The 26,916-nt window shown below is 45.5% G+C and carries 21 protein-coding genes and 16 tRNA genes; 11 read left to right on the top strand and 26 right to left on the bottom strand.

The genetic code is table 11. From position 1 onward, the window contains the following. Positions 1–20 precede the first annotated feature (20 nt). The 3 genes from ybeY to miaB form a co-directional block, all read right to left on the bottom strand. Positions 21–485, bottom strand: a complete 465-nt coding sequence (ybeY, locus tag L9Q39_RS09790) for an rRNA maturation RNase YbeY (protein WP_237484885.1) — start codon at positions 483–485, stop codon at positions 21–23. Continuing rightward, positions 485–1,573: a PhoH family protein gene (locus tag L9Q39_RS09785; protein ID WP_237484884.1), complete on the bottom strand. Its 1,089-nt coding sequence runs from the start codon at positions 1,571–1,573 to the stop codon at positions 485–487. The genes ybeY and L9Q39_RS09785 overlap by 1 nt, the downstream gene beginning before the upstream one ends. A gap of 111 nt (positions 1,574–1,684) precedes the next feature. Then, positions 1,685–3,109, bottom strand: a complete 1,425-nt coding sequence (miaB, locus tag L9Q39_RS09780; RefSeq protein ID WP_237484883.1) for a tRNA (N6-isopentenyl adenosine(37)-C2)-methylthiotransferase MiaB — start codon at positions 3,107–3,109, stop codon at positions 1,685–1,687. Positions 3,110–3,348: 239 nt separating this feature from the next. Between miaB and L9Q39_RS09775 the strand changes: the two genes are divergently transcribed. Next, positions 3,349–4,500 carry a 2-octaprenyl-3-methyl-6-methoxy-1,4-benzoquinol hydroxylase gene (locus L9Q39_RS09775; protein ID WP_237484882.1) on the top strand — a complete coding sequence of 384 codons (1,152 nt, stop codon included), beginning with the start codon at positions 3,349–3,351 and terminating at the stop codon, positions 4,498–4,500. Positions 4,501–4,632: 132 nt separating this feature from the next. Here L9Q39_RS09775 and L9Q39_RS09770 read toward each other — a convergent pair. The 20 genes from L9Q39_RS09770 to lolB form a co-directional block, all read right to left on the bottom strand. Next, positions 4,633–4,717: transfer RNA gene (locus L9Q39_RS09770), tRNA-Leu, on the bottom strand. Between the two features lie 87 nt (positions 4,718–4,804). Continuing rightward, a tRNA-Met gene (locus tag L9Q39_RS09765) sits at positions 4,805–4,881 on the bottom strand. A gap of 26 nt (positions 4,882–4,907) precedes the next feature. Further along, positions 4,908–4,992, bottom strand: a tRNA-Leu gene (locus tag L9Q39_RS09760). Between the two features lie 50 nt (positions 4,993–5,042). Then, positions 5,043–5,117, bottom strand: a tRNA-Gln gene (locus tag L9Q39_RS09755). Between the two features lie 35 nt (positions 5,118–5,152). Continuing rightward, a tRNA-Leu gene (locus tag L9Q39_RS09750) sits at positions 5,153–5,237 on the bottom strand. 50 nt (positions 5,238–5,287) lie between these two features. Then, a tRNA-Gln gene (locus L9Q39_RS09745) sits at positions 5,288–5,362 on the bottom strand. Between the two features lie 35 nt (positions 5,363–5,397). Further along, positions 5,398–5,482 (bottom strand) — tRNA-Leu (locus tag L9Q39_RS09740). A gap of 50 nt (positions 5,483–5,532) precedes the next feature. Then, positions 5,533–5,607: transfer RNA gene (locus L9Q39_RS09735), tRNA-Gln, on the bottom strand. A gap of 35 nt (positions 5,608–5,642) precedes the next feature. Beyond that, a tRNA-Leu gene (locus L9Q39_RS09730) sits at positions 5,643–5,727 on the bottom strand. 85 nt (positions 5,728–5,812) lie between these two features. Further along, positions 5,813–5,887, bottom strand: a tRNA-Gln gene (locus L9Q39_RS09725). A gap of 31 nt (positions 5,888–5,918) precedes the next feature. Next, positions 5,919–6,003: transfer RNA gene (locus L9Q39_RS09720), tRNA-Leu, on the bottom strand. Between the two features lie 97 nt (positions 6,004–6,100). Continuing rightward, a tRNA-Met gene (locus L9Q39_RS09715) sits at positions 6,101–6,177 on the bottom strand. A gap of 80 nt (positions 6,178–6,257) precedes the next feature. Continuing rightward, a tRNA-Gln gene (locus L9Q39_RS09710) sits at positions 6,258–6,332 on the bottom strand. A gap of 66 nt (positions 6,333–6,398) precedes the next feature. Continuing rightward, positions 6,399–6,483, bottom strand: a tRNA-Leu gene (locus L9Q39_RS09705). Between the two features lie 38 nt (positions 6,484–6,521). Then, positions 6,522–6,598, bottom strand: a tRNA-Met gene (locus L9Q39_RS09700). Between the two features lie 300 nt (positions 6,599–6,898). Continuing rightward, positions 6,899–7,990 carry a redox-regulated ATPase YchF gene (gene ychF, locus L9Q39_RS09695; RefSeq protein ID WP_237484881.1) on the bottom strand — a complete coding sequence of 364 codons (1,092 nt, stop codon included), beginning with the start codon at positions 7,988–7,990 and terminating at the stop codon, positions 6,899–6,901. Between the two features lie 10 nt (positions 7,991–8,000). After that, on the bottom strand, positions 8,001–8,591 hold the full coding sequence (gene pth / locus L9Q39_RS09690) for an aminoacyl-tRNA hydrolase (protein ID WP_237484880.1): 591 nt from the start codon (positions 8,589–8,591) through the stop codon (positions 8,001–8,003). 168 nt (positions 8,592–8,759) lie between these two features. Continuing rightward, positions 8,760–9,710: a ribose-phosphate pyrophosphokinase gene (locus L9Q39_RS09685; protein ID WP_237484879.1), complete on the bottom strand. Its 951-nt coding sequence runs from the start codon at positions 9,708–9,710 to the stop codon at positions 8,760–8,762. Between the two features lie 27 nt (positions 9,711–9,737). Further along, positions 9,738–10,610 carry a 4-(cytidine 5'-diphospho)-2-C-methyl-D-erythritol kinase gene (gene ispE, locus L9Q39_RS09680; RefSeq protein WP_237484878.1) on the bottom strand — a complete coding sequence of 291 codons (873 nt, stop codon included), beginning with the start codon at positions 10,608–10,610 and terminating at the stop codon, positions 9,738–9,740. A gap of 6 nt (positions 10,611–10,616) precedes the next feature. After that, positions 10,617–11,273 (bottom strand): lipoprotein insertase outer membrane protein LolB, encoded by a 657-nt coding sequence (lolB, locus tag L9Q39_RS09675; RefSeq protein ID WP_237484877.1) that lies wholly within the window; start codon positions 11,271–11,273, stop codon positions 10,617–10,619. A 212-nt stretch (positions 11,274–11,485) separates the two neighbouring features. Here lolB and hemA point away from each other — a divergent pair, with 212 nt between their 5' ends. The 8 genes from hemA to ybaK all read left to right on the top strand — a co-directional run bounded on the left by hemA (position 11,486) and on the right by ybaK (position 19,270). Further along, on the top strand, positions 11,486–12,745 hold the full coding sequence (gene hemA / locus L9Q39_RS09670) for a glutamyl-tRNA reductase (RefSeq protein ID WP_237484876.1): 1,260 nt from the start codon (positions 11,486–11,488) through the stop codon (positions 12,743–12,745). Between the two features lie 23 nt (positions 12,746–12,768). Further along, entirely contained in the window at positions 12,769–13,857 is a 1,089-nt protein-coding gene (gene prfA, locus L9Q39_RS09665; protein WP_237485549.1) for a peptide chain release factor 1, read from the top strand. 21 nt (positions 13,858–13,878) lie between these two features. After that, complete coding sequence (gene prmC / locus L9Q39_RS09660; protein ID WP_237484875.1) at positions 13,879–14,742, top strand: peptide chain release factor N(5)-glutamine methyltransferase; 864 nt, start codon at positions 13,879–13,881, stop codon at positions 14,740–14,742. 52 nt (positions 14,743–14,794) lie between these two features. After that, positions 14,795–15,175: a SirB2 family protein gene (locus tag L9Q39_RS09655; protein WP_237484874.1), complete on the top strand. Its 381-nt coding sequence runs from the start codon at positions 14,795–14,797 to the stop codon at positions 15,173–15,175. A 25-nt stretch (positions 15,176–15,200) separates the two neighbouring features. Further along, a complete protein-coding gene (locus L9Q39_RS09650) occupies positions 15,201–16,010 on the top strand; it encodes a SirB1 family protein (protein WP_237484873.1) in 810 nt (269 codons plus the stop codon). Between the two features lie 17 nt (positions 16,011–16,027). Next, entirely contained in the window at positions 16,028–16,879 is an 852-nt protein-coding gene (gene kdsA, locus L9Q39_RS09645; RefSeq protein WP_237484872.1) for a 3-deoxy-8-phosphooctulonate synthase, read from the top strand. 179 nt (positions 16,880–17,058) lie between these two features. After that, a complete protein-coding gene (gene ushA, locus L9Q39_RS09640) occupies positions 17,059–18,717 on the top strand; it encodes a bifunctional UDP-sugar hydrolase/5'-nucleotidase UshA (RefSeq protein ID WP_237484871.1) in 1,659 nt (552 codons plus the stop codon). A 76-nt stretch (positions 18,718–18,793) separates the two neighbouring features. Beyond that, complete coding sequence (gene ybaK / locus L9Q39_RS09635; protein WP_237484870.1) at positions 18,794–19,270, top strand: Cys-tRNA(Pro) deacylase; 477 nt, start codon at positions 18,794–18,796, stop codon at positions 19,268–19,270. 5 nt (positions 19,271–19,275) lie between these two features. Here the strand turns inward: ybaK and rluF are convergent, their stop codons facing one another. The 3 genes from rluF to L9Q39_RS09620 all read right to left on the bottom strand — a co-directional run bounded on the left by rluF (position 19,276) and on the right by L9Q39_RS09620 (position 21,260). After that, positions 19,276–20,271, bottom strand: coding sequence for a 23S rRNA pseudouridine(2604) synthase RluF (gene rluF, locus L9Q39_RS09630; protein ID WP_237484869.1), 996 nt, complete (start codon positions 20,269–20,271; stop codon positions 19,276–19,278). A 63-nt stretch (positions 20,272–20,334) separates the two neighbouring features. After that, on the bottom strand, positions 20,335–20,916 hold the full coding sequence (smrA, locus tag L9Q39_RS09625) for a DNA endonuclease SmrA (protein WP_237484868.1): 582 nt from the start codon (positions 20,914–20,916) through the stop codon (positions 20,335–20,337). Between the two features lie 203 nt (positions 20,917–21,119). Further along, complete coding sequence (locus tag L9Q39_RS09620; protein WP_237484867.1) at positions 21,120–21,260, bottom strand: DUF3149 domain-containing protein; 141 nt, start codon at positions 21,258–21,260, stop codon at positions 21,120–21,122. 374 nt (positions 21,261–21,634) lie between these two features. On the opposite strand from L9Q39_RS09620, the gene L9Q39_RS09615 reads away from it, so the two are divergent. Together L9Q39_RS09615 and fdhF are read left to right on the top strand one after the other, a co-directional pair. Next, positions 21,635–21,711: transfer RNA gene (locus L9Q39_RS09615), tRNA-Pro, on the top strand. A 484-nt stretch (positions 21,712–22,195) separates the two neighbouring features. After that, positions 22,196–26,311, top strand: a complete 4,116-nt coding sequence (gene fdhF / locus L9Q39_RS09610; RefSeq protein ID WP_237484866.1) for a formate dehydrogenase subunit alpha — start codon at positions 22,196–22,198, stop codon at positions 26,309–26,311. The last annotated feature ends 605 nt before the right edge of the window (positions 26,312–26,916 follow it).

The following is a 26,916-nucleotide window of genomic DNA, read 5'->3' as shown; positions in this document are numbered from 1 at the left end:
TATGTAGTGAAGTAAAGTCACTACGCCTTTTCTGCTATGTATGGGTCTTCAAATCCCATATCAAGCATAATCTCGGTTTCTAAAGCTTCCATTTCTTCCGCTTCATCATCCTTTATATGGTCATAACCTAGCAGATGCAAGCTGCCATGTACAACCATATGTGCCCAGTGTGCTATCAAGGGCTTAGATTGCTCTTGTGCTTCTGCTTCAACGACTTGGCGACAGATAATCAAATCACCTAGCAGGTCTAATTCGATGCCTGGAGGCGCTTCAAATGGAAACGACAAAACGTTGGTTGGCTTGTCTTTTCCGCGGTAGTCGTGATTGAGTTGATGACTCTCAGCTTGATCGACAATCCTCACCGTGACTTCCGCATCGGCTTGAAACGGGATAATGGTTTTTTCTAGCCAATTGAGGATCTGTTCCTGACTAGGGAGATCGGTTTCATCTTCAACGGCTAATTGTAAATCCAGTTCGATAGACATTATTTGCTTTCCGAAGTTGCACTCAATGCGACAGTCGCGGCGATTTGCGCTGCTTCGCGTTCTTCGCGTCGCTTACGCTCATTCTCTTTACGGATCTTTTGATCTTCCGCTTCCCATTTTTCATAGGCATTAACGATACGTGCCACAACAGGATGGCGTACAACGTCATCTGACTGGAAGAAATTGAAGCTGATTTCATCGACTTCATTGAGTACTTCAATCGCGTGACGTAAACCGGATTTTGCTCCACGAGGCAAATCAATTTGGGTTACATCACCAGTGATGACCGCGCGAGAGTTAAAGCCAATACGCGTCAGGAACATTTTCATCTGTTCCACTGTGGTGTTTTGGCTCTCATCAAGAATGATGAAAGCATCGTTCAATGTACGACCACGCATATAAGCCAGTGGCGCAACTTCAATCACATTGCGCTCAATCAGCTTTTCTACTCGCTCGAAACCCAGCATTTCAAATAGGGCATCGTAAAGAGGGCGCAGATAAGGATCGACCTTTTGACTCAAGTCACCGGGTAGGAAACCGAGTTTTTCACCCGCTTCAACCGCTGGACGTGTCAATAGAATACGACGGATCTCTTGGCGCTCAAGGGCGTCAACCGCAGCTGCGACGGCAAGGTAAGTTTTACCGGTACCCGCAGGACCAATTCCAAAGCTGATATCGTGCGTCACCATATTGACCAAGTACTGTGCTTGGTTTGGGGTACGTGGCTTGATAATGCCTTTTTTGGTCTTAACGAAGACCTCTTTGCCGTGAGCAATGTCCGAATCGGTAGTTTGTTCAAGCACACCAGACTCTTTGACCGCAAGATGGATCTGTTCGGGCTCAATATCTGGGATTTGGCCACGTACGGGTGCCGTGTCAACATACAGTGTCTTGATAATATCGAGAGCCGCGGCAGTCGTATGGGGCTTACCTACGATCGTAAAGTAGTTACCACGATGATTGATTTCTACACCTAAACGGCGTTCTAAATGCTTGATATTATCGTCGAAAGGACCGCAAAGGCTGGACAGACGGTGGTTGTCTGAGGGTTCTAGATGAATCTCTAGAGTGACTATTTTATTACTCAATGTTGCCTCACATTTTGCCCGATTTGGGGCGATGCAAAGAGCCCGATTTTGACCGGGCTCATCATTAACCTAAGTTCCAAAATAGCACAGAGTGGCGTGTTGGGTATAGGTTTAAGGTGTAAAGGTTGCAACGCCTAACGCATCTTCATGTTTTGTTTTTGCCATCATCTGTGTTGGAGAGATGACAGAGCGAAGATCCATATCTTTTTCGGTACGGATCAGTTCACCACGAAGAGAGTTTGCAAACACCTCGGTGATTTTCACATCAACGAACTGACCAATAAGCTCTGGACCACCAACAAAGTTGACCACGCGGTTGTTCTCTGTACGTGCACGCAGTTCCATCAGATCTTTTTTCGATGGACCTTCAACAAGAACTCGCTGTTCTGTCTCTAACATTTGGCGAGAATAACGCATCGCCTGTGTATTGATGGTTTGCTGCAGTTCGTAAAGACGTTCTTTTTTCTCTTGCTCACTGATATCACATGGATAATCCGCCGCTGGCGTACCTGGACGTGGTGAGAAGATAAAGCTAAAGCTCATATCGAAATCGACATCTTTGATCAGCTTCATGGTGTCTTGGAAGTCTTTGTCTGTTTCACCCGGGAAGCCAACAATAAAGTCAGAACTGATATTGATATCAGGACGAGCTTTACGCAGCTTGCGAATGATCGACTTATATTCAATCGCAGTATGAGGACGTTTCATCATGGTGAGAATACGGTCTGAACCACTTTGTACTGGAAGGTGCAAGAAACTGACCAGTTCAGGGGTGTCTTCGTAGACAGCAATGATGTCATCGGTAAACTCAAGTGGGTGGCTGGTCGTGAAGCGAATACGGTCGATACCATCAATAGAGGCAACCAGACGCAACAAATCCGCAAAGCTACAGATATCGCCATCATGGGTAGGTCCACGGTAAGCGTTAACGTTCTGACCCAGCAGGTTGACTTCACGTACACCCTGTTCAGCTAACTGTGCGATTTCAAACAGTACATCGTCCATTGGACGGCTGACTTCTTCACCACGCGTATACGGCACGACACAGTAAGTACAATACTTAGAACAACCTTCCATAATAGAAACGAAGGCGGTAGCCCCTTCTGCTTTCGGCTCAGGCAAGCTGTCAAATTTTTCAATTTCCGGGAAAGAGATGTCCATGACGGGCGCTTCATCATTTTGTGACTGCTTAATCATCTCTGGTAAACGGTGCAGAGTCTGCGGGCCAAAGATAACGTCGACAAAAGGAGCACGGTCACGAATGTGGTCGCCTTCTTGCGTTGCCACACAACCGCCCACGCCGATAACAACGCCAGGCTTCTTATCTTTTAATGTTTTCCAGCGACCTAATTGGTGGAAAACTTTTTCCTGAGCTTTCTCTCGAATAGAACAGGTGTTCAATAGTAGTACATCTGCTTCCTCTGGCTGTTCAGTTAGCTCATAGCCATTGGCAGCATTAAGCAGATCGGCCATTTTTGATGAATCATATTCGTTCATCTGGCAGCCCCAGGTTTTAATTAGCAGTTTCTTACTCATCACTATCGCTCATTAGTTGTATCAATTTCTAGCCACAGGGTGGCATTAAGCGGCGTATTGTACTGCTTTAAAAACCGCCTGACTAGAGGGGGAAGAAAATCTCTTTACTGGCTTGGATTCCCCCTATTTTAGTTGATGTTATTATTTTAGTAAGCCGCGATTTTAGCGGAAATCACTCGCCCTTTAACAATCAGCTACGTACAATAAAAACCTATCACAGATATCAAGATGGTAAAGCAATGGAACAGTTTGATGTGGTTGTCGTCGGAGGGGGCATGGTAGGCAGTGCAAGCGCTGTTGGCTTTGCTCAGCAAGGACGACGAGTGGCGGTGATCGAAAAGAATACGCCACAGCCCTTTGAGGTAAATCAACAGATGGATCTGCGGGTTTCTGCTATTTCACATCGCTCGGTGGATCTTCTCAACCAATTGGGCGCTTGGGATTCGATAGTCTCGATGCGAGTTTGTCCCTATCGCCGTTTAGAAACCTGGGAGAGTGATATCTGCCGTCTTAAGTTCCATGCGGACAGCTTAGAGTTACAGCAACTTGGCTATATCGTAGAGAATAGACTTATTCAGCTCGGGTTGTGGCAGCAATTTAACCAGCATCCCAATTTGACGGTTTTTGAAGGGGAAGCCTTAGCTTCAATATCTATGTCGGAGCAGCAGAGTGTCGTTATACTTGAGTCAGGTAAAGCACTACGTGCTGCGTTGGTTGTTGGCGCTGATGGTGCAAATTCGGCGGTTAGGCAACAGATGGGCGTTGGCATTACAGCTTGGGATTATCGCCAGCACTGTCTGTTGATTAATGTTGAGACGGATCTTCCGCAGCAGGATATTACTTGGCAGTGGTTTACACCGACAGGCCCGCGTTCTTTTCTTCCGCTGTCCGGCAATCGAGGATCTTTGGTTTGGTATGATTCTCCTCAGGTTATCAAGCGATTAATGTCATTCACAGCAGAGCAGCTACAAGTCGAAATTGAACGCTCGTTCCCTAAAGAAGTCGGTGGGGTAAAAGTGATCTCGTCAGGCTCATTCCCGCTAACAAGGCGACATGCGCAGTCTTATTCCGTTCAAAATTGTGTTCTGGTTGGCGATTCGGCGCACACCATTAACCCGCTGGCAGGGCAAGGGGTAAATTTAGGCTTTAAAGATGTACAGGCTTTGCTGGCTGCCGTAGAGCGAGACGGAATAAGTTCACGCAGCTTGAAGAAATATGAAATGGTAAGACGTCCGGACAATCTATTAATGCAGACCGGTATGGATATGTTTTATAAAGGCTTCAGTAATCAGATCCCACCGCTAACCTTATTCAGAAACGCAGCCCTTCGATTCGCTGATCATGCAGGTCCGATAAAGAAGCAGGTATTGAAGTATGCGATTGGCTTATGAGGTGTTTGAGACAGTCAATTGAGTGAATAAAAGAGATCGTGTCACGGTCTCTTTTTTTGTATTGATGAAAACAGCGAAATAAAGGCAGGGATAAGAAAAAGCCCGTTAACGAATTAACGGGCTTTCTAATGATGGTGCGGAAGGAGAGACTTGAACTCTCACACCTTGCGGCGCCAGAACCTAAATCTGGTGCGTCTACCAATTCCGCCACTTCCGCATCTTAATCTGTAGTTAAAGGAGTGATTGGTATAACTCAACTTTAACGTTGTACTCTATAAGTGTAGCACTTATAGACAAAAATAAATGGTGGCTACGACGGGATTCGAACCTGTGACCCCATCATTATGAGTGATGTGCTCTAACCAACTGAGCTACGTAGCCAACGCTTGTTCATAATGAACAAATAATGGTGCGGAAGGAGAGACTTGAACTCTCACACCTTGCGGCGCCAGAACCTAAATCTGGTGCGTCTACCAATTCCGCCACTTCCGCATCAATTTTGTAGTCATATCGAAGATTGGTGATTCAATATAACGTTGTAGTGGCTGGGCTACCTGGATTCGAACCAGGGAATGGCGGCATCAAAAGCCGCTGCCTTACCGCTTGGCGATAGCCCAACTGGATTGTTTAAAATGTCAATCACATTAAATAATGGTGCGGAAGGAGAGACTTGAACTCTCACACCTTGCGGCGCCAGAACCTAAATCTGGTGCGTCTACCAATTCCGCCACTTCCGCATCAATTTTGTAGTCATATCGAAGATTGGTGATTCAATATAACGTTGTAGTGGCTGGGCTACCTGGATTCGAACCAGGGAATGGCGGCATCAAAAGCCGCTGCCTTACCGCTTGGCGATAGCCCAACTGGATTGTTTAAAATGTCAATCACATTAAATAATGGTGCGGAAGGAGAGACTTGAACTCTCACACCTTGCGGCGCCAGAACCTAAATCTGGTGCGTCTACCAATTCCGCCACTTCCGCATCAATTTTGTAGTCATATCGAAGATTGGTGATTCAATATAACGTTGTAGTGGCTGGGCTACCTGGATTCGAACCAGGGAATGGCGGCATCAAAAGCCGCTGCCTTACCGCTTGGCGATAGCCCAACTGGATTGTTTAAAATGTCAATCACATCGAATAATGGTGCGGAAGGAGAGACTTGAACTCTCACACCTTGCGGCGCCAGAACCTAAATCTGGTGCGTCTACCAATTCCGCCACTTCCGCATCTTAATCTGTAGTTAAAGGAGTCACTGGTAAAACTCGACTTTAACGTTGTAAACCCTGACTTAATCAGAATTATTTTAAATAATGGCAGGGCTACCTGGATTCGAACCAGGGGATGGCGGCATCAAAAGCCGCTGCCTTACCGCTTGGCGATAGCCCTGCAGATAAAAGCTTATGCTATATCTAAATAATGGTGCGGAAGGAGAGACTTGAACTCTCACACCTTGCGGCGCCAGAACCTAAATCTGGTGCGTCTACCAATTCCGCCACTTCCGCAACTTAATCTATAGTTAAAGGAGTAATTGGTATAACTCAACTTTAACGTTGTCCCTATAAGTCATTAGTTTAATAATTAACTCATAAGTAAAATAAATGGTGGCTACGACGGGATTCGAACCTGTGACCCCATCATTATGAGTGATGTGCTCTAACCAACTGAGCTACGTAGCCACTCTTGAGAGCGAGAGAATATAATACAAACTCGTCTCTAGTGCCAATAGTTTTTTTTAAAATATTTGCACTTAAAATAGTGGCAGGGCTACCTGGATTCGAACCAGGGGATGGCGGCATCAAAAGCCGCTGCCTTACCGCTTGGCGATAGCCCTGCAGATAACAGCTTACTGCTATATCTCAATAACTGCTATATCTCAATAACTGCTATATCTCAATAATGGTGCGGAAGGAGAGACTTGAACTCTCACACCTTGCGGCGCCAGAACCTAAATCTGGTGCGTCTACCAATTCCGCCACTTCCGCATTATTTCCTAAAGACTTTCAAAAAAGCACTTAGGAAATGGTGGCTACGACGGGATTCGAACCTGTGACCCCATCATTATGAGTGATGTGCTCTAACCAACTGAGCTACGTAGCCATTTTGTTTGAACTTCGCGTTAAGTCTTTCGCCTTATCGCTGAGAACGGAGCGCATTATGCGGAGTTAAGCCTAGGTCGTCAACTTTTTTTATGAAGAAATTAGCAAAAAAATGCTGTTCGACTTTTTTTTAAACAAACCGCGCCATTTATGATCTAAAACTGACGATAAAAGCACTCTAAGTGATTGAGAAAATGTGTTCTGAGAAGCGTTGTTTTTGTTGAGGCAGCAAGCTTAGCCGTGAACAAAATAGAAAAAGCCAGCGATTGCTGGCTTTTTAGTCAAATAAATCAGTAGATTGCTATACGTTAAAGCGGAAGTGAACCACATCACCGTCTTTTACGATGTATTCTTTACCTTCAAGACGCCATTTACCGGCCTCTTTTGCGCCAGATTCACCGTTGTACTGAATAAAGTCGTCATAACCAACCACTTCAGCTCGGATGAAACCTTTTTCAAAGTCGGTGTGGATCTTACCCGCAGCTTGTGGTGCAGTGGCACCGACAGGAATCGTCCAAGCTCGAACTTCTTTAACACCAGCTGTAAAGTAGGTTTGCAGTGTAAGTAGCTCGTAACCAGAACGAATCACACGATTAAGACCAGGTTCTTCGATGCCAAGATCGGTCAGGAACTCTTCACGATCTTCATCATCTAGCTCAGATAGCTCAGATTCAATCGCTGCACATACTGCCACTACCACGTTGTTTTCTTTTTCCGCGAAATCACGAACCGCATCAAGATATGGGTTGTCTTCGAAGCCATCTTCGTTCACGTTGGCAATGTACATCGTTGGTTTTAGCGTCAGGAAGTTAAGATAGCCAATAGCCGCCAACTCTTCTTTTGCAAGATCAACAGTACGAGCCATGCCGCCTTCAGTGAGCACTGGAAGTAGCTTTTCAAGTACGCTTAACTCAAATTTAGCGTCTTTGTCGCCGCCTTTGGCTTTTTTGGCATTTCTTTGGATCGCACGCTCACAAGCGTCTAAGTCTGCCAGTGCAAGTTCAAGGTTGATCACCTCGATGTCTTCGATTGGCGATACTTTACCGGCTACGTGGACAATGTTTTCGTTCTCAAAGCAGCGTACAACATGACCGATCGCGTCAGTTTCACGGATGTTCGCTAGGAATTTGTTACCTAGACCTTCACCTTTTGATGCGCCAGCAACAAGACCTGCGATGTCAACAAATTCCATGGTCGTTGGCAGTACTTTCTGCGGATTAACAATTTTAGCCAATGCATCTAGACGAAGATCTGGCACTGGTACTACGCCAGTGTTTGGCTCGATAGTACAGAACGGAAAGTTAGCCGCTTCGATACCTGCTTTAGTCAGTGCATTAAATAGAGTCGATTTACCTACGTTTGGCAAACCTACGATGCCACATTTAAAACCCATGATTGTAACCTTATTCTGCTTTGAAGGTGTGTAAGCGATTTTGCGCTTTGGTCAGGCCATCTTTTAATAAGATGTCTAGGCTGCGAACGGATTCATCGACAACCGCATCGAGACATTCTTGCTCTTTGGTCGGTGCCTTGCCTAATACATAACCTGCTACTTTGTCTTTATGCCCAGGATGACCGATGCCAATTCTGAGACGGAAAAATTCTTTGTTGTTGCCAAGTTTACTGATGGTGTCTTTAAGACCATTATGACCACCGTGACCGCCACCTTTCTTAAATTTAGCAACACCTGGTGGTAAGTCGAGTTCGTCGTGTGCCACCATGATTTCTTCAGGCTTAATATTGTAGAAGTTGGCCAGTGCAGCAATGGATTTGCCCGATAGGTTCATAAAGGTCGTCGGGACTAGTAATCTTAAATCGCTACCGTTTGCCATAATTCTACCGGTTAGACCGAAAAATTTAGCTTCGTTTTTTAGAGTGATATTGTGAATGCGTGCCAGTTCCTCGACCACCCATGCGCCGGCATTGTGCCTTGTTCTTTGGTATTCAGGGCCTGGATTAGCCAGACCTACAAGCAATTTTATCTGCTGAGTCAAGGTTGTAATCTCTCTAGAATTGAAAAGCGCGACATGATAGCACATTATCAGGCAAGGCAAAATGTCAATGCTTGAGCAAATTATAATCTGCAATTAAGCGATAAAAACCAGTAAGTTAGACATAAAAAAACCACTTCAAGTGAAGTGGTTTTTTAGTAAAACTAATGATTACTTAGAAGTAAACATTGCAGAGATAGACTCTTCATTGCTGATACGGCGAATCGCTTCAGCGAGCATGCTAGATAGAGTAAGTTGCGTTACTTTACCTGTTGCAGCCATCTCTTTAGACAGTGTGATTGAGTCAGTGATGATCACTTGGTCAAGTACTGAGTTTTTGATGTTTTGTGCTGCGTTGCCTGAGAATACTGCGTGAGTTGCGTATGCGAATACACGCTTAGCACCGCGCTCTTTTAGTGCTTCAGCTGCTTTACACAATGTGCCACCGGTGTCGATCATGTCGTCTACGATCACACAGTCGCGACCTTCAACATCACCGATCAGGTTCATTACTTCAGATACGTTAGCGCGTGGACGACGCTTATCAACGATAGCGATATCGATGTCGCCAAGCGCTTTCGCTGTTGCACGAGCACGAACAACACCGCCTAGATCTGGAGAAACAACCACTGGATCTTCAAGACCGCGTTCTGCCATATCTTCAAGTAGTACCGGAGTACCGAAGATGTTATCAACAGGAACATCGAAGAAACCTTGGATTTGCTCAGCGTGTAGGTCGATAGTTAAAACGCGGTCAACACCCACGTTAGATAGGAAATCAGCAACAACTTTTGCTGTGATTGGCACACGAGCAGAACGTACGCGACGGTCTTGACGAGCATAACCAAAGTAAGGAATGACAGCAGTAATACGGCCTGCTGAAGCGCGGCGCATTGCATCAATCATTACCACTAACTCCATTAGGTTATCGTTAGTTGGCTTACAAGTTGACTGAATGATGAATACATCGCTACCACGAACGTTTTCATTGATTTGTACAGCGACTTCGCCGTCAGAAAAACGAGAAACAGTAGCGTCTCCAAGAGAGATGTATAGACGATCAGCAATACGTTGGGCTAGTTCAGGTGTTGCGTTACCAGCAAATAGCTTCATATCAGGCACGGTGGAAACCTCGGGGTTGGGTCCAGATTAAACAAATTGTAAATGGGCTAATTCATATTTAGCCAGCGTCTCTAATAAAGGGGAGCGGTTGCATCCTTTGGCAATAAAAGCCGAGACATTGTCAGGAAGTGTTTCCAGCACTTGTTCGGCGCTTTTTCGGTCATCAAACTCGGAAAATACGCAAGATCCGGTGCCGGTCAGTCTTGACGGCGCGTATTGTAGCAGCCATGAAAGTTGCTTATCAACCTCTGGATACAGCAAACGGACAATTTTTTCGCAATCGTTTTCGTGTTTCTGTTGCAGAAGCGTTGATAAATCACGCTTAGGTGTGTTTCGTGTTAAATCAGGATGAGTGAAAATATCCACAGTCGCAATGCTGACTGGCGGCCTGACCACTAAATACCATTGTTGTTTGGGTTCAGCTGGAGACAAGATCTCTCCGATGCCTTCCGCGAACGCGGCAAATCCACGTACAAAAACAGGCACATCAGCGCCCAGCTTCAGACCGATATCGGCTAATTGGTCGGTTGATAGTTTGGTTTGCCACAAATGATTGAGGGCGACTAACACCGTAGCGGCGTTGGAAGAGCCACCGCCGATTCCGCCACCCATCGGTAATATCTTATCAATATGAATATCGGCACCGTATGAACAATCTGTTGCTTGCGCTAGGGCTGTTGCTGCTTTCCAGATTAAGTTGTCTTGTGTCGGAACACCCTCGAACTCAGGCGATAAGGTGATTTTTCCAGTTTTATTGGCGGTGATGGTTAACTCATCACCATGATCAACAAATTGAAACAGGGTTTGCAGTTGGTGGTAGCCGTTGTCATTACGTCCGGTGATGTAAAGAAATAGATTCAGTTTTGCTGGGCTCGGCCAAGTCGTCGTGTTGGGAATCATAGTGATTTATTGAGGCTCTAAGGTCCATTTGGACACTACAAGGTTAATTTTGGTATCACGTTGCTGCATTTTGATCTGAGTCGGCATCGCGATGGGGTCAACATCATTCATGCGGCTGAAATTGCCATATCGTCCATAGTTGAGTTGCCAAGGCTGTCCATTAATTGGTTGCATTAAGCTCTCTAGGGTATTCAACTCATTCAATTGATACTGCTCGCTGGCTCCAGGTAAACCGATTAACCATTGCTGTAGCTCGGCAATAGGAATGTTGAGACCGGTGAGCTGAGTAATTAACTGATTAACGTCTTTGCCTTTCAGTGTTTGTCCATCGTAGGTTTCGATCACGCTACCATTTTTATCAGAATTTAAACTTAAAACAGTTTTACCTAAGAATGTCGTTAATCGAATCTGGGTTTGCTGTGGCTTGTGTGACCAAAAGAAATTGAGTGATTGGCGCTCTTGGGGTGAAATGTAGGCCAGTTTTCCTGTGACGGTGTATTGAGACAGTGCTTGAAGGCGTGCTTGATGACTTTGCCATTCAACGCTGGTCGCTTGCTCAGGCATGGTGCTGCACCCAATAAGATAAAGGGTTGCGCAGATAAGGGCACAAAGGCGATAGGGTTTCAGTCTATTGAACATGTTCACAGGCAACTTTATTTTCATAGTTCACTTAGGTTTTGCAGGCCACTTAGGTTTCACAGGTAATTTAGGTTTCACAGGTGACTTTGTTATGAAAATTCAACGCAATATGCCAAGACTATAGCATCAAAACAGCAAACTCTAGAAAACAAATTGGCAATAGTCTTTCATTACGCACCACCATCAAGTAAAATTCTGCCCTATTTATCTAATCTGTATCAGAGAGCAGTTGTTACATGTCATTGCTTGTTATCGGTATTAACCACAATACAGCGTCGGTGGATTTGCGAGAAAAAGTGGCCTTTGGTCCGGATGTTCTCGATCAAGCACTGAGCGAATTAAGGGAGAATACCCAACTTAATGGCAGCGTCATTGTTTCGACGTGTAACCGTACCGAGATCTATTGTGATACTGGCGTCAGTGATAAAGAGTCGATCGTCAATTGGCTGCTTGAGTTTCACGGAATTGCGCCGCATGAGCTTAAACCCTCGATTTATATCTACGAAGACCAAGATGCAGCCAAGCATTTAATGCGCGTTGCTTGTGGCTTGGATTCATTGGTATTGGGTGAGCCGCAGATTTTAGGTCAGGTTAAACAGGCTTACAATGATGCGAAGAAGTCTCAAGCAATTGATAGCGGTATCGAAAAGCTGTTCCAGAAAACGTTCTCAGTGGCAAAGCGCGTGAGAACGGAAACCGAAATTGGGGGTAGCGCGGTATCAGTGGCTTACGCTGCTTGTACTTTAGCAAGGCAGATATTTGAATCGATTGCTGATAGCCAAGTGTTACTCGTTGGTGCCGGTGAAACGATTGAGTTGGTCGCGAAACATCTCGATGCCCATGGTTGTCGTGGGATGATTGTGGCGAACCGCACCAAGCAAAGAGCGGAGTTACTTGCGACTCAGTATGATGCGCAAGTCATTACGCTCAACGAGATCCCCAATGTACTCGCTCAAGCGGACATCGTGATCAGTTCAACAGCGAGTCCATTGCCAATTATTGGTAAAGGGATGGTCGAAACCGCCATCAAGTCTCGCCGCCACCAACCGATGCTGTTGGTTGATATCGCAGTTCCGCGCGACATCGAGCCACAGGTGAGTGAATTGGCCGATGCTTATCTTTACACGGTGGATGATCTGCAATCTATCGTCGATGGCAACATTGAACAGCGTAAAGTGGAAGCGATTCAGGCTGAGGCAATTGTCAGCGAAGAATGTGCCAAATTTATGGAGTGGCGTCGTTCTTTATTAGCGGTTGAGAGTATCCGCCAATATCGTCATCAAGCTGACAATATAAGACAAGATTTACTCTCTAAGAGTTTACAAGCGTTAGCATCGGGGAGTGACCCTGAGAAAGTTTTGCTAGAGCTTAGTAACAAATTAACAAACAAGCTTATTCACTCACCAACAAAGGCTTTGCAAGATGCAGCCCAGCAAGGTGAGCCGACCAAGTTAGCGGTCATCCAAGAAAGCTTAGGTTTAGACCAAGCTAAATAAGCGCATATTGAGAAAAGGCAATGATGAAATCCTCTATTTTAATGAAGTTGGAAACCCTGGTTGAGCGCTATGAAGAAGTTCAACATCTTCTAGGTGACCCAGGTGTGATTGGTGATCAAGATAAGTTCCGTGCTTTGTCAAAAGAGTACTCGCAACTTGAAGAAGTGACTAAATGTTTCCAAGCCTATCAGCAAGCACAAGAAGATCTTGAAGCTGCGCAAGAGATGGCAAATGAGGATGACGAAGAGATGCGCGAAATGGCGCAAGAAGAGATCAAAGAAGCAAAGGCGTTGATTGAGCGCCTTGCCGATGAACTTCAAATCTTGTTGTTGCCAAAAGACCCGAATGACGATCGTAACTGCTTCCTAGAGATTCGTGCAGGTGCTGGTGGCGATGAAGCGGGTATTTTTGCTGGTGACCTTTTCCGTATGTACAGCAAATATGCCGAGAAACGTGGTTGGCGCATCGAAGTCATGAGCTCGAATGAGTCAGAGCAAGGCGGTTATAAAGAGATGATCGCCAAGGTAACGGGCGATGGTGCCTACGGTGTATTGAAATTTGAATCAGGTGGTCACCGTGTACAACGTGTCCCTGCAACAGAATCTCAAGGTCGTGTGCATACTTCAGCTTGTACTTTAGCGGTTATGCCTGAGATCCCAGAAGCCGAGATCCCAGAGATCAAGGCAGCAGATCTAAAAATTGATACTTTCCGTGCCTCTGGCGCGGGTGGTCAGCACGTTAACACCACGGATTCTGCAATCCGTATTACCCACTTGCCAACCGGTACCGTGGTCGAGTGTCAGGATGAGCGTTCACAGCACAAAAACAAAGCGAAGGCGATGGCGGTACTTGCTGCACGTATCGTAAAAGCGGAAGAAGCCAAGCGTGCTGCTGAAGTATCGGACACCCGTCGTAACCTTTTAGGTTCCGGTGACCGTAGTGACCGTATTCGCACCTATAACTACCCGCAAGGTCGTGTTTCTGATCACCGAATCAACCTGACCCTATATCGTTTATCTGAGGTAATGGAAGGTGATCTCCAGTCTCTGGTTGATCCTGTTATGCAGGAACACCAAGCAGACCAGCTCGCGGCTCTATCTGAGCAAAACTAATTACCAGAGCAAAACTTACTGATGAATTGCGAAAATACCATCGAAGCGGTGCTAAAACAGGCATCGCTTGATATTGCGGCGTCTGGTAGCCAGTCTGGTACACTCGACGCAGCGGTATTGCTGTGTCATGTGCTTGATAAGCCGAGAAGTTACCTTCTTACTTGGCCCGAGCGCGCACTCAGTGACTCTGAGTGGCAATCATTTTCCCAACTGCTTGCGCGTCGAGTCTCGGGAGAGCCAGTCGCGTACATTACTGGTGAACGTGAGTTTTGGTCGCTCAATCTATCCGTCGCGCCGAGCACATTGATCCCTCGACCGGACACTGAACGTTTAGTGGAGTTAGCGCTCGATAAAGCCACGACACTGGATGGCGATATCTTAGATTTAGGCACGGGAACCGGCGCGATTGCGTTGGCATTAGCTTCAGAGCTACCGCAACGCCAGTTGTTCGGGGTGGACTTTCAGCATTCAGCGGTGGAGTTAGCAACGAATAACGCGGCAAAGCTAAAGATTAGCAATGCTCGCTTTGTGCAAGGAAGTTGGTTTGAGCCCATTGATAGTGGTCAACAATTCGCGGTGATTGTTTCTAATCCGCCTTATATTGATAAGAAAGACCCACACCTTGCGCAAGGTGATGTGCGTTTTGAGCCTAGTACGGCTTTAGTTGCAGAAAATAAGGGTCTGGCCGATATAGAATTGATCAGCAAACAAAGTGTCGATTATTTATCTCAGGGTGGTTGGCTATTGTTTGAACATGGCTTCGAACAGGGTGAGTCGGTACGTGATATTCTGCTCACACAAGGCTTTGATAATGTGATGACAGAACAAGATTATGCGGGTAACGATCGTGTCACGCTTGGTCAATGGAACAACGTTAGTCAATGAAACAACCATTAGCCAATGGAACAACAATGCAATATAGAATGGAGTGCCCACTATGTATGAAGGCTTGAAGCATTTTCACATGCTGACGATCGCGTTGAGCGTAAGTTTGCTGACAATACGATTTGGTTTGCTATTGGCCGGTTCAAACAAAGGTCAATTGAAGTTTTTAAAGGTTTTTCCTCATATCAATGACACGTTATTGCTGCTCTCTGGTATTGGATTGATTTCTATGACAGGTTTGATGCCCTTTACGGACACTGCACCTTGGATGACCGAAAAGGTGAGCTGTATTTTGGCTTATTTTGCTTTGGCTTTCTTTACTCTCAAGCTGGCAAAAAATAATTTGTTAAGAATCTGCGCCTATCTTGGCAGTTTAGGTTGGCTGTTCATGGCGGCTAAACTGGCAATGACGAAAACGCCGTTTTTGATGTAACACTGATTTTTATATTGGATTTCGAATGATTGAACTGTTTGACGAAGATTTTGACGCGATAGAGTTGGCGGAAGGAGCGCTGATCTTAAACAAGGCAGTGGATCCGCAAACTGAACAGCATTGGGCTCGTGCTCAACTGGACAGTATGTTGGCGGAAGCAGAATTGGCGATTGCTCATGAAATCAACCCAAAACAACGCTTTGATGCCTTACTGCGCTTATTCTATGGCGATTGGGGCTTCACTGGCGATATCGACGCTTATTTCTCTTCCGAGAATGTGTTTATCGATAAAGTTCTGCAACGACGTAAAGGCATTCCAGTAAGCCTTGGCGCTTTATTGCTCTATTTTGGTCGTAAGTTGGGTTTCCCGTTAGAGTCCGTCACTTTTCCAACCCAGTTTCTTGTGAAGCTGACGTGGCCGAACGAAGCGGCTATCTATATCAATCCTTATGATGGCGAATATGTGGCTAAGCAGAGACTTCAGGCTTGGTTAATCGGGCATGAAGGACCTTTGGCGAAAATGGAAGCTAAGCATCTGCTGAGCGTAGACAATCCAACCGTGATTGGTCGCTGGTTAGCGTTGCTTAAAGGCGCGTTACTTCGTGAAGAAAAATATACTTTGGCTTTACGCTGTACCGATCTTGCGCTGACATTTGTGCCCGATGATCCATACGAAATCAGAGATAGAGGCTATATTTACCAACAACTCGATTGTCATCAAATCGCGGCGACAGATTTTCAATATTTTATCGATCAATGTCCTGATGACCCTGCGATTGAATTATTAAAAAGTCAGGTGTCGGTAATCAGCCGCGCACCGATCACACTTCATTAAAAGAAGAGATAGAATAGATGGAATTTAAAACTGTACACGTAGGTGACATCCCTGTTGCTAACAATCTACCCTTTACCTTATTTGCAGGTATGAATGTGCTTGAGTCGAGAGACCTTGCGATGGAAATCTGTGAGCACTACGTAAAGGTGACAGAAAAACTGGGTATTCCATACGTTTTTAAAGCGTCATTCGATAAAGCAAACCGTAGCTCTGTCCACTCTTATCGTGGTCCAGGTATGGAAGAAGGTCTAAAAATCTTCCAAGAGCTAAAGGATACCTTCGGCGTTAAAATTATCACCGATGTTCATACTGAAGCTCAGTGCCAACCGGTTGCTGATGTGGTTGATGTGATTCAGCTACCAGCATTTCTCGCGCGTCAGACCGATCTTGTTGAAGCGATGGCGAAGACAGGTGCGGTTATCAACGTGAAGAAACCTCAGTTTATGAGCCCAGGTCAAGTTGGCAATATCGTCGACAAGTTTGCAGAATGTGGGAATGAGAACATTATCCTATGCGAACGTGGTGCATGCCATGGCTATGACAACCTAGTGGTCGATATGTTGGGATTTGGTGTTATGAAGAAAGCTTCTAAAGGCAGCCCAATTATTTTCGATGTGACTCACTCACTACAGATGCGTGATCCTTCTGGTGCGGCATCAGGCGGTCGTCGTGAACAAACAGTTGAGTTGGCTAAAGCTGGTTTAGCGACGGGTATTGCTGGTCTGTTTATCGAAGCACACCCTAACCCTGATGCAGCAAGATGCGATGGTCCATCAGCGCTACCTTTGGATATGCTTGAGCCATTCCTGAAGCAGATGAAACAACTCGATGATTTGATTAAAAGCTTCGCTCATATCGACATCAAGTAATTCTGTAAATCGTGTTTTCCAAGCCAGTCAAGTTTGACTGGCTTTTTTGTATGTTGAGGAAAGTCGTCGAGCTGGTATAGTGGTCTGCTGAGTTAATACTCTGAAAATTAATAATAATCAGCCGACTCAGGTGGGAGAGGACAAAGGCGCCATTCATTTTATTAAAAGGAATAAGTAACATGATTTCACAGAGCGTTCGTAAAAGTTTAATCGGTTTAGCAATAATAAGCTCATTCAGTGCACTCGCTCAGCAAGAGCCTGTGACTGAAGAAGTAAAACAGATCACCGTCTTACATACCAATGATCACCATGGTCGTTTTTGGAACAACAAATATGGTGAGTATGGTATGGCAGCTCGCAAAACGTTGATCAATCAAATCAGAGCTGAGGTAGAGTCCGAGGGCGGCAGTGTATTGCTGTTGTCCGGCGGTGATATTAACACTGGTGTGCCAGAATCAGATTTGCAAGATGCAGAACCAGATTTTAAAGGCATGAGCATGATTGGCTATGACGCAATGGCTCTGGGTAATCATGAATTTGATAATCCACTTGAGGTGCTATTCAAGCAACAAGAATGGGCTAATTTTCCCATGCTGTCCGCTAACATCTACGATGTAAAAACAGGCAAGCGTCTGTTTGATGCCTACCATATTTTTGAAAAACAAGGTCTTCGCATTGCGGTCATCGGCTTAACCACGGAAGATACGGCTAAAATTGGTAATCCAGAGTATATCAGTGGTCTAGAGTTCCGAGATCCAAAAGCAGAAGCTAAGCAAGTGATTGCGGATCTAAAAGCTAACGAAAAGCCGGACCTTATTTTTGCTGTGACGCACATGGGTCACTATGAAAACGCGCAAAATGGTGTGAATGCTCCGGGAGACGTGGCTCTTGCTCGTTACCTTGAGGAGGGAGACTTGGACATGATTGTCGGTGGTCACTCTCAAGAACCAGTTTGTATGGAAGCACCAAATGTCATCAAGAAGAACTTTAAACCGGGTGATGAATGTAAGCCTGATCAGCAGAATGGCACTTGGATTGTTCAAGCATTTGAATGGGGCAAGTATGTAGGGCGTGCAGACTATGAGTTTGCTAATGGTGAGTTGGATTTAGTCAGCTACGAGCTTATCCCTGTTAACTTGAAGAAGAAAGTGAAAGTCGACGGTAAGTCTCAGCGCCAATTGATTCAAGCAGAGATCCCAGCCGATCCAGAGCTGCTCGCATTCCTAAAGCCTTACCAAGAGCAAGGTCAAGAAAAGCTCAATGTTAAGATTGCCGAAACCAATGGCAAACTGATTGGCGATCGAAATGTTGTCCGCTTTGGTCAGACGAACCTTGGTCGTCTTATTGCCACGGCTCACAAAGCTCGCGCTAAAGCAGACTTTGGTGTTATGAATTCAGGGGGCGTACGCGACTCCATCGAAGCCGGTGATGTGACTTATAAAGATGTCCTGACTGTACAACCTTTTGGTAACACGGTGACCTACACCGATATGAGCGGTTCAGAAGTGATTGACTATCTGAATGTGGTTGCCACTAAGCCGATAGACTCGGGTGCGTATGCGCAATTTGCGGGTATCGAAATGCAGGTGGATGTGAATGGCGTCAGCAATGTTATTATTGGCGGTAAACCTTTAGACCCAAGTAAAACCTACCGCTTTACCGTGCCAAGCTTTAATGCTGCTGGTGGAGATGGTTATCCGAAAGTGACTGACCATGCCGGTTATGTGAATACAGGCTTTGTTGACGCAGAGGTATTGAAAGAGTACTTAGAAAGCCACAGCCCACTGGATGTGAATCTCTATCAACCAAGTGGCCAAATAGAGTATAAAAATCGCTAATTTTTTATTGAGCGATTGAATCGTTAGAGCATGCGGCATCTTTTATAGGTGCCGCCTTTTTTTCAAGGGTGGTGAGATGACTCCCGCAATTAACTTAGCGAAAAAGAAAAAAATAACGCACCTTGTTCATCAATATAAGCATGATCCAAGGCATGAAAGCTATGGCTTAGAGGCAGTCACGGCTTTAGGCAAACCAGCAGAACAGATATTTAAGACGTTGCTGTTTTGTCTTAATGATGAAGCGAAAAACCTCGCGGTGGCGGTGATCCCTGTGAAGGGTAAGCTGAACTTAAAGCGAGCTGCCAAGGCGGCAGGCGGGAAAAAAGCAGAAATGGCCAATCCAGATATTGCGCAAAAGGTGACGGGATATGTTCTGGGTGGCATCAGCCCCTTGGGACAGAAACGGCTTTTACCGACGTTTATTCATCAATCAGCGTTGGAACAAGCGATGATTTGTGTCAGTGCAGGTAAGCGTGGGTTGGAAATTGAACTCTCCCCAAAAGACCTCGCGGCTTTAACTCGAGGAGAGTTTAGTGATATCTGTGATGACTAACTTATTTATTTAACCCCAAGTTTATTTAACCCCAAGGTTCCACTCACTCTTGGCTTATTGCCGCCTGAGTGATGGCTTTTCGCTTTTGCCGGGCGCTTACCTTTAGGCTGAGAGTTTTGGTTCGAACGTTTTTTCGGTGCATGGCGATACTTGTCGGCATCGTGGCCAGCAAACGTTTTTTGTTGGTCACTTTTAGCTTGGCGACGTGCGTCGTGAAGTTTCGCATCGGTGGCTTTGATGATTTTACGACCTTTACCATCCTGCTTAGACGCTTCTTCTGTGCTGCTAGAGGTTTCACATAGACGATGGATTTCAGCGATTTCAGCATCGGTTAAATAGCGCCAGCGACCATTGGCAATGCCATCTATGGAGATGTTCATAATACGTACGCGACGCAGTTTGAGTACCTCAAAGCCTAATGCCTCACACATACGACGAATTTGTCGGTTTAAGCCTTGTGTTAACACGATTCGAAACGAGAACTTGGTCTCTTGGGTCACTTTACAAGGTAAGGTGACGGTATCAAGAATCGCCACACCGGATGACATCTGTTTGATAAAGTCTTTGGTGATAGGCATGTTGACTCGAACCACGTACTCTTTTTCATGGTTATTACCGGCACGTAAGATCTTATTAACGATATCGCCATCGTTGGTAAGAAAAATCAGACCATCAGACGGTTTATCGAGACGCCCAATAGGGAAAATACGCTTTTCATGACCAATAAAGTCAACGATGTTACCCGGTACGTCACGTTCGGTGGTACAGGTGATACCCGTCGGCTTGTTTAACGCGATATAAACGGGTTTTTCTTTTGAGCTAACGGGTTTCCCATCAATTTCGACATGATCGCCGGACATGACTTTGGTCCCCATTTCAGGCACGTTGCCGTTAATGGTGACACGCTGTTGTTCAATCAATTTATCCGCTTCACGTCGAGAGCAGAAGCCAGTTTCACTGATAAATTTGTTTAGACGTTTACCGTCAGTTGAATTTGCCATGTCGCAGTATTCACTCTGTAATGGTCAGAAAAATAGGGGGCGTATGATACCCGAATATTGCTGCTAACTCATGCGTTTTTGGTGTCGTTCTCTATTTTCGAGCTTTTTTTCTTGGCTTTTACGCAATAACACATAGACCGCGCCCGCTCCACCGTGATGAGTTTGCGCACTGTGAACACATTGCACATCTTTAATTTGCTTCAACCAAGTAGCGAGATAGCTTTTCATCATCGCGGGCGGGTTGGAACGCTCACCGCGTCCGTGAATGATCAGTACAGTGCGTATATCCATCCGCATACACTGTTTGAGAAAGTTGATCACTTCGTCTCGCGCCTGCTTTAAGGTCTTGCGATGCAGATCCAAGCGTGCTTGCAGAGGATACTTACCTAAGCGGAGTTTACGATAGACTCCCTCTTGTACTCCATCACGTTTAAACTCGATAATGTCTTCGGGTTTCACAGAAGGCGCGTAATCAATAGAAAGGTATTCAGGATCTTGCTCTGATAACCATAAGGCGGCTTCACGTTTTGCTATTTGTGATTCGGTCACTTGATGTGACTTTTTAAGTTCAACGGTGTCGTTGCTCAGGGGTTTTACATCGCCCATCATCTGTTGAAACAGATTGAAATCATCTTGAGAGGACATGGAACTACCTCAAAAAAACTAACTTAATGGCAGTATATACTCAAGTAAGCGTGAGATGCAGCAGATAAAAAAACCGAAGTGAATAAACTATCCACTTCGGTGCATGTTAACTTATGCTATTGCGCCTTGTTTATTGCTCTGAGTTTATTATTTGATTCAAAGCAATGAACGTTGTGACGAATAGACACTAAGTGCAAGCGATTCTAGTGAGGAGATTTGTCATTCATCACCTTGTATAGAAAAAAGCCTCCGAAAAACACCATAAGACCAAACGCTCCAAATATAACAAGCATGGAGGAGAGACCAATTGCGTTACCGAAGAGGAGATCAAGCCAAAGATCCATACTACTTTCTCCTAAAGTGATGACGACCTGCTCACGTTAACGGGCAAAGCCGTAATAAATGCTGATCTGGATCAATTGTGCTTGTGGTGTTAACTTTCTGTTGCTGGTAGTGAGTAATGGGTCACATTTCATACTGATCTGTGTGATAAATAAGCAAGTGAGAGGCGAAAACAGTAAACGGGCAATAAAGTGCTTGCACCCGTCTAAATTATCAGTATTATACGCCTCCACTGCTTGAGCATATGTATCAAATACAGCGTGCAAGCAGTAACAATTTCGGTGAATAGCGCAGCTTGGTAGCGCATCCCGATGTTAGGAATAGCGGGACCAGAGGCGACCCTCTTACGCTCAACTCCTAGCAAAAAACAGATTTTCGGTGAATAGCGCAGCTTGGTAGCGCATCTGGTTTGGGACCAGAGGGTCGGGGGTTCGAATCCCTCTTCACCGACCACCTTTCGAAGCCTCGTCAAATGACGGGGCTTTTTCGTTTCTGTCGTTTTACTCTGCTACTTTTCTGTTATTCATATCGTTTTGTATTATTAAATGATTCTAGTTTTATCTCCCAAACCACCAATCCGATGAAGTTTATTTACAATTAATTGGATGGGTTATTCCAATATTGTCTCGAACTGTGAAACAGACGCTTTAAACCTTAAATAAAGTATGGCTATACTGCTTGGGTAACGGGTTTTACAAGCTTTAATGTGAATTTAAAAATTGGTCATACGCAGATTATTGTTGGCTGTTACATCTGAATCTCGACGTCGCTTTAGCTGATCGGATGTCCCACGAGTGCCATAGACTTAAATTGATTTGTATGATTAATTGACGGAGTGTGATGAGCGGACGATAGGAATGTTGCCCATTCACAAATTGACGGGTTTGCGCATCTTATCAAGACGTCGAAGTTGCAAAGGTAAAAGGAATAGTTCGGTATGAAGGTAACAATCAACGGTCAAACCTATCTGTCGCAAGAAGGAAAAAGCATTCTTCAAGTTGCGCATGATACCAAAATTGACGTCCCATCGCTTTGTTCTATCAGTGGGCATGAGCAGAAACAGTCTTGTGACCTTTGTGTGGTTGAAGTTGCGGGTCAAGGCGTCGTTAAGGCGTGTGAGACGCAAGTTGAAGATGGCATGTCGATTGTTACTCAATCCAAACAGATTCAGTCTTTGAGACGAGAAGCGCTAGGGCGTATTTTTGCTGATCACAATGCCGACTGTGAAGCCCCCTGTAAAGTTGCCTGTCCCGCCCATGTTGATATTCAAAGTTACCTTTATCATATTGCCCAAGATGACCATAGTGAAGCGATTAAGGTCATCAAGGATACGTTACCGATGCCGATCTCTATTGGTCGCGTTTGTCCTGCTTTTTGTGAGCATGAGTGTCGACGAAGCTTAGTCGATGAGCCTATTGCGATTCGACAACTCAAACGCCATGCTGCCGATATTGATTTGGAACTAACAGAACAATTCGAACCAGAGAAGAAACCTTATAACGGGCAGCGCGTTGCGATTGTGGGTGCCGGACCTGGCGGGCTTGCTTGTGGTTACTATCTCAGTTACCAAGGCTTCGCCGTTGATGTGTTTGAATCTATGCCTCAGGCGGGGGGATGGCTACGCTACGGCATCCCTGAATATCGATTGCCGAAAGCGATCTTAGACAAAGAGATTGAGCTTATGTGTCGTGGTGGGATGCGAATCCACACCAATACTCAACTAGGGCAAGATGTGTCTTTAGACGAACTGACGAGCAATTACCAAGCGGTATGCTTAGCCGTGGGAGCAACCAAAGCGGTGAATATGCCGTACGATGGCTCCGATCTTGAGGGTTGCGCACTTGGTGTTGATTTCCTAAAAGATCATATTACCGAGCGTACGTTTAGTATGGGTAAAAAGGTGGCCGTTATCGGTGGCGGTAATACCGCGATTGACTGCGCACGTACTGCGATTCGTGAGGGCGCAGAGACCACCATTATATATCGCCGAACTCGTCATGAGATGCCAGCAGAATTGCATGAAATTGAAGCGGCAGAACTTGAAGGAGTTAAGTTTAAGTTTTTGACCAATCCGGTCAGAAATATCGCCGATGAAAACGGGCGGGTGAATCAGATTGAATTAGCGATCATGGAGTTGGGTGAACCGGATTCTTCAGGGCGTCGCCGTCCCGTCTCTACCGGCAATACCGAAATTCATGAATTTGATACGGTAATCTCTGCATTATCGCAAAAGCCTGATACCGAGTTTTTAAATACCGCTAAATTTTCGTTGCCATTGACCGATTGGGGGACTGCAGCGGCGGATCATCATTCGATGCACCATGGCTATAATGTCTACAGTATTGGTGATTTTAGGCGTGGTCCAGCCACCGCTATCGAAGCGATTGCTGACGGTAAGATTGCTGCTCAAGCGATTGAACGCTATATCTTGGAAGGGCACTTTAAAGCAGAATCATTGCCATTTAATAGTCGTAAGGCATCTCGATTGAGTGAGGTAGCCAAAGCGGAATATCATCAGATAAAAGATAAACCCCGATCCCAACCAGAGCAGCTTGCGGTCGAACGTTGTCAGACTTCTTATGATGAAGTGGAATTGGCAATGTCGAACGATGATGCGATTTCAGAGGCTGCGCGTTGCCTTGAGTGTGGTTGTCAATCCAGCACGCAATGCGATCTTCGCGACTACGCCACGGAGTATGCCGTCGATTATAAGGCAATTGATACCAGCTCTCGTAGCTTGTTCCCCGTCGATAAATCCAGCGAATTTATTGTTTTCGATGCCAACCGCTGTATCAGTTGTGGCTCTTGTGTTCATGCGTGCCAGACTGAATCGGTTCACGGTATATTGAATTTCTCCCAATCTTCACACCGTCCCCAATTTGCTGATGGGACATTTATGGGGGATAGCAATTGCGTTCAGTGCGGCTCTTGTGTTCAGGTCTGTCCAACCGGAGCATTGTCCGATAAACGCGATAAGTCTCATGGGCGTGTAGAAATGTTGACTCCGGTGAAAACGGTTTGTACCTATTGTGGTGTTGGCTGCCGGGTAGAGATGTTTGTCGATACCGCAAATAACCGTATCAAGTATGTGCAAGGGGATAAAACTTCACCTGTTAACCAAGGAATGCTTTGTGTCAAAGGGCGTTTTGGTTTTGACTTTATTCAAAGTGAACAACGTCTGACGACGCCTCTTATTCGAGTGTCTGATGAATTGGTGCCAGCTTCGTGGCCAGAAGCGATTCAATATATCGCCAAGAAGCTGAGTCAGATAAAGGCTGAACACGGCAGTGATAGTTTGGCGGGCTTCTCCTCCGCGAAAACGACCAACGAAGATAATTATCTATTCCAGAAGTTGTTCCGTCGTGAAATCGGCACCAATAACATTGACCATTGTGCTCGTCTTTGCCATTCCTCTACCGTAACGGGTTTAGAGGCTTCATTCGGTAGTGGGGCAATGACGAATGATATTCCGAGTATCAAGCATTCCGATGTGATTTTTATCATAGGGTCAGACACCAGTTCGGCGCATCCGATCATCGGTTCGCATATCAAACAAGCTATCCAGTCAGGGGCAAGATTGATTGTTGCTGATCCTAAACGTATCGATATGGCGGATCATGCCAACCTGTATGTACGTCATATTCCAGGTACCGATGTGATGTTGTTGAATGCCGTGATGCATCAAATTGTGAAGAACAATTGGCATGATATGGAATACATAGAGCAACGTACCGAAGGTTTTGACCGCTTTATCGAAGAAGTGAGTCAGGAAGCGTATTCGTCTAGTAACGCGGAGTTAGTGACCGGGGTTGCTGCCTACGACATTGAACAGATGGCGAAGATGATCGGCACCGCGAATGTTACCTCTGTGTTCTATTCTATGGGTATTACCCAACATACAACGGGGCATGACAATGTTCGCTCTATTGCCAACTTACAGATGCTGTGTGGCAACGTTGGGGTAGAAGGAGGTGGAATTAACCCATTGCGTGGACAGTCAAACGTACAAGGCTCTTGTGATATGGGGGCGCTACCGACGGATTATCCAGGCTACCAAAAAGTCACCGACCCTGAGGTACAAGCCAAATTTGCTAAAGCGTGGAATAGCGAGCACTTGCCAACAGAAAACGGTAAGACGCTGACAGAGATTATTGACGCGGCTTGTGACGGTGAGATACATGGACTTTATGTGATGGGTGAAAACCCAGTGCTGAGTGATCCAGACCAAGCTCACGTATTGCACGGTCTAAACTCGTTAGACTTCTTAGTGGTGCAAGACATTTTCCTTACTGAAACTGCTGAGCTAGCGGATGTGGTGCTACCGGCGTATTCTTTCGCCGAGAAGTCGGGTCATTTCACCAACACAGAAAGACGTGTACAGAGGTTGCAACCCGCAGTGAAACCACCGGGTCAAGCCCGAGAGGACTGGCAGATCATTCAAGATATTGCCAATGCGATGGGGGGAGATTGGTGCTATCAATCAATTGAAGATATCACGGAAGAGATTGCAGCGGTGACGCCACAGTATCATGGTATACGTTGGCAGAGTGTGGGCAGCAATGGATTACAATGGCCGTGTAACGAAACGAAGCCATTCGGTACTCGAATCATGCATAAAGATCAGTTTGTGCGAGGCAAAGGGGCGATGGCGGCTATTCCGTTTGAGTATGCGGCTGAACTTCCTGATAGCGACTATCCGTTGATTTTGACCACAGGTCGATTGTTGGAGCAGTTCCATACCGGAACGATGACTCGGAAAACCAAAGGACTGGATAACTTGGCAGGCCCTCGGATTATGATTAGCGTTGAAGAGGCTGACCAATTCAATATTGCCAACGGCGAATTGATTAAATTGGTAACACGCCGTGGAGAGATCAGCGCTCCAGCGTTTGTGACTAAGCGTATGCAGGCAGGTGTGGTTTTTGTTCCGTTCCACTTTGCAGAAGCGGCGGCCAACAAACTCACGAATACCGCGACCGATCCGCACGCGAAGATCCCTGAGTTCAAAGTATCAGCGGTAAGACTTGAAAAAGTGCTAGAAACAGTCGATTGAGTGACAATTTTACGATAACCAGTGAAAAAGAGCCTTTTGGCTCTTTTTTTGCGCTAATTTTCCTTGCTAAGAGTGATTTTTGGGAAAAAAATATGCAAAAAAGTGATAAGTGAATCAAATAAAACTGTGATGAAGGTTGCAAAAAGTCCGATAAAAGCCTAAATTGTCATTGTAGTGTAACAAAAGAGGAGATATTACCTATGCATCAAGAAATGATTCAACACTCAACATTCGGTGTAATAAGCCGTACTTGCCTGTTCTCGCTAGGCTCAATCATTGCAGTTCTTGCTCTGATCTAAAATAAGCGTTTTTAGGGGACAGCCCATTAAAGCAAAATATTGCCCATGGGCGTTCCTCTAGACAAACCCTCATCTTTCAACCGCTACCTTGCCACCTTTCCTCTGATTTCGTTTTTTACTTCTTTTTAGCATCATTAGCTATCGCACGCACAATCACAGCAAAACCATCCTAGATAATCCGGTTAAACTTTCGTCACCCTGTCACAGATTAAAATGCAGTTGTATGAATATACCCTTCATTTTACCGACAAAAATGTGACTATTCGCCAATATAATGCTACAAAATCAAACGCAAATTGGTGATAA

It is taken from the genome of Vibrio hippocampi (assembly GCF_921292975.1).
In the GTDB taxonomy this organism is placed as follows: Bacteria; Pseudomonadota; Gammaproteobacteria; order Enterobacterales; family Vibrionaceae; genus Vibrio; species Vibrio hippocampi.
This window is presented reverse-complemented; position numbering and strand designations above follow the sequence as displayed.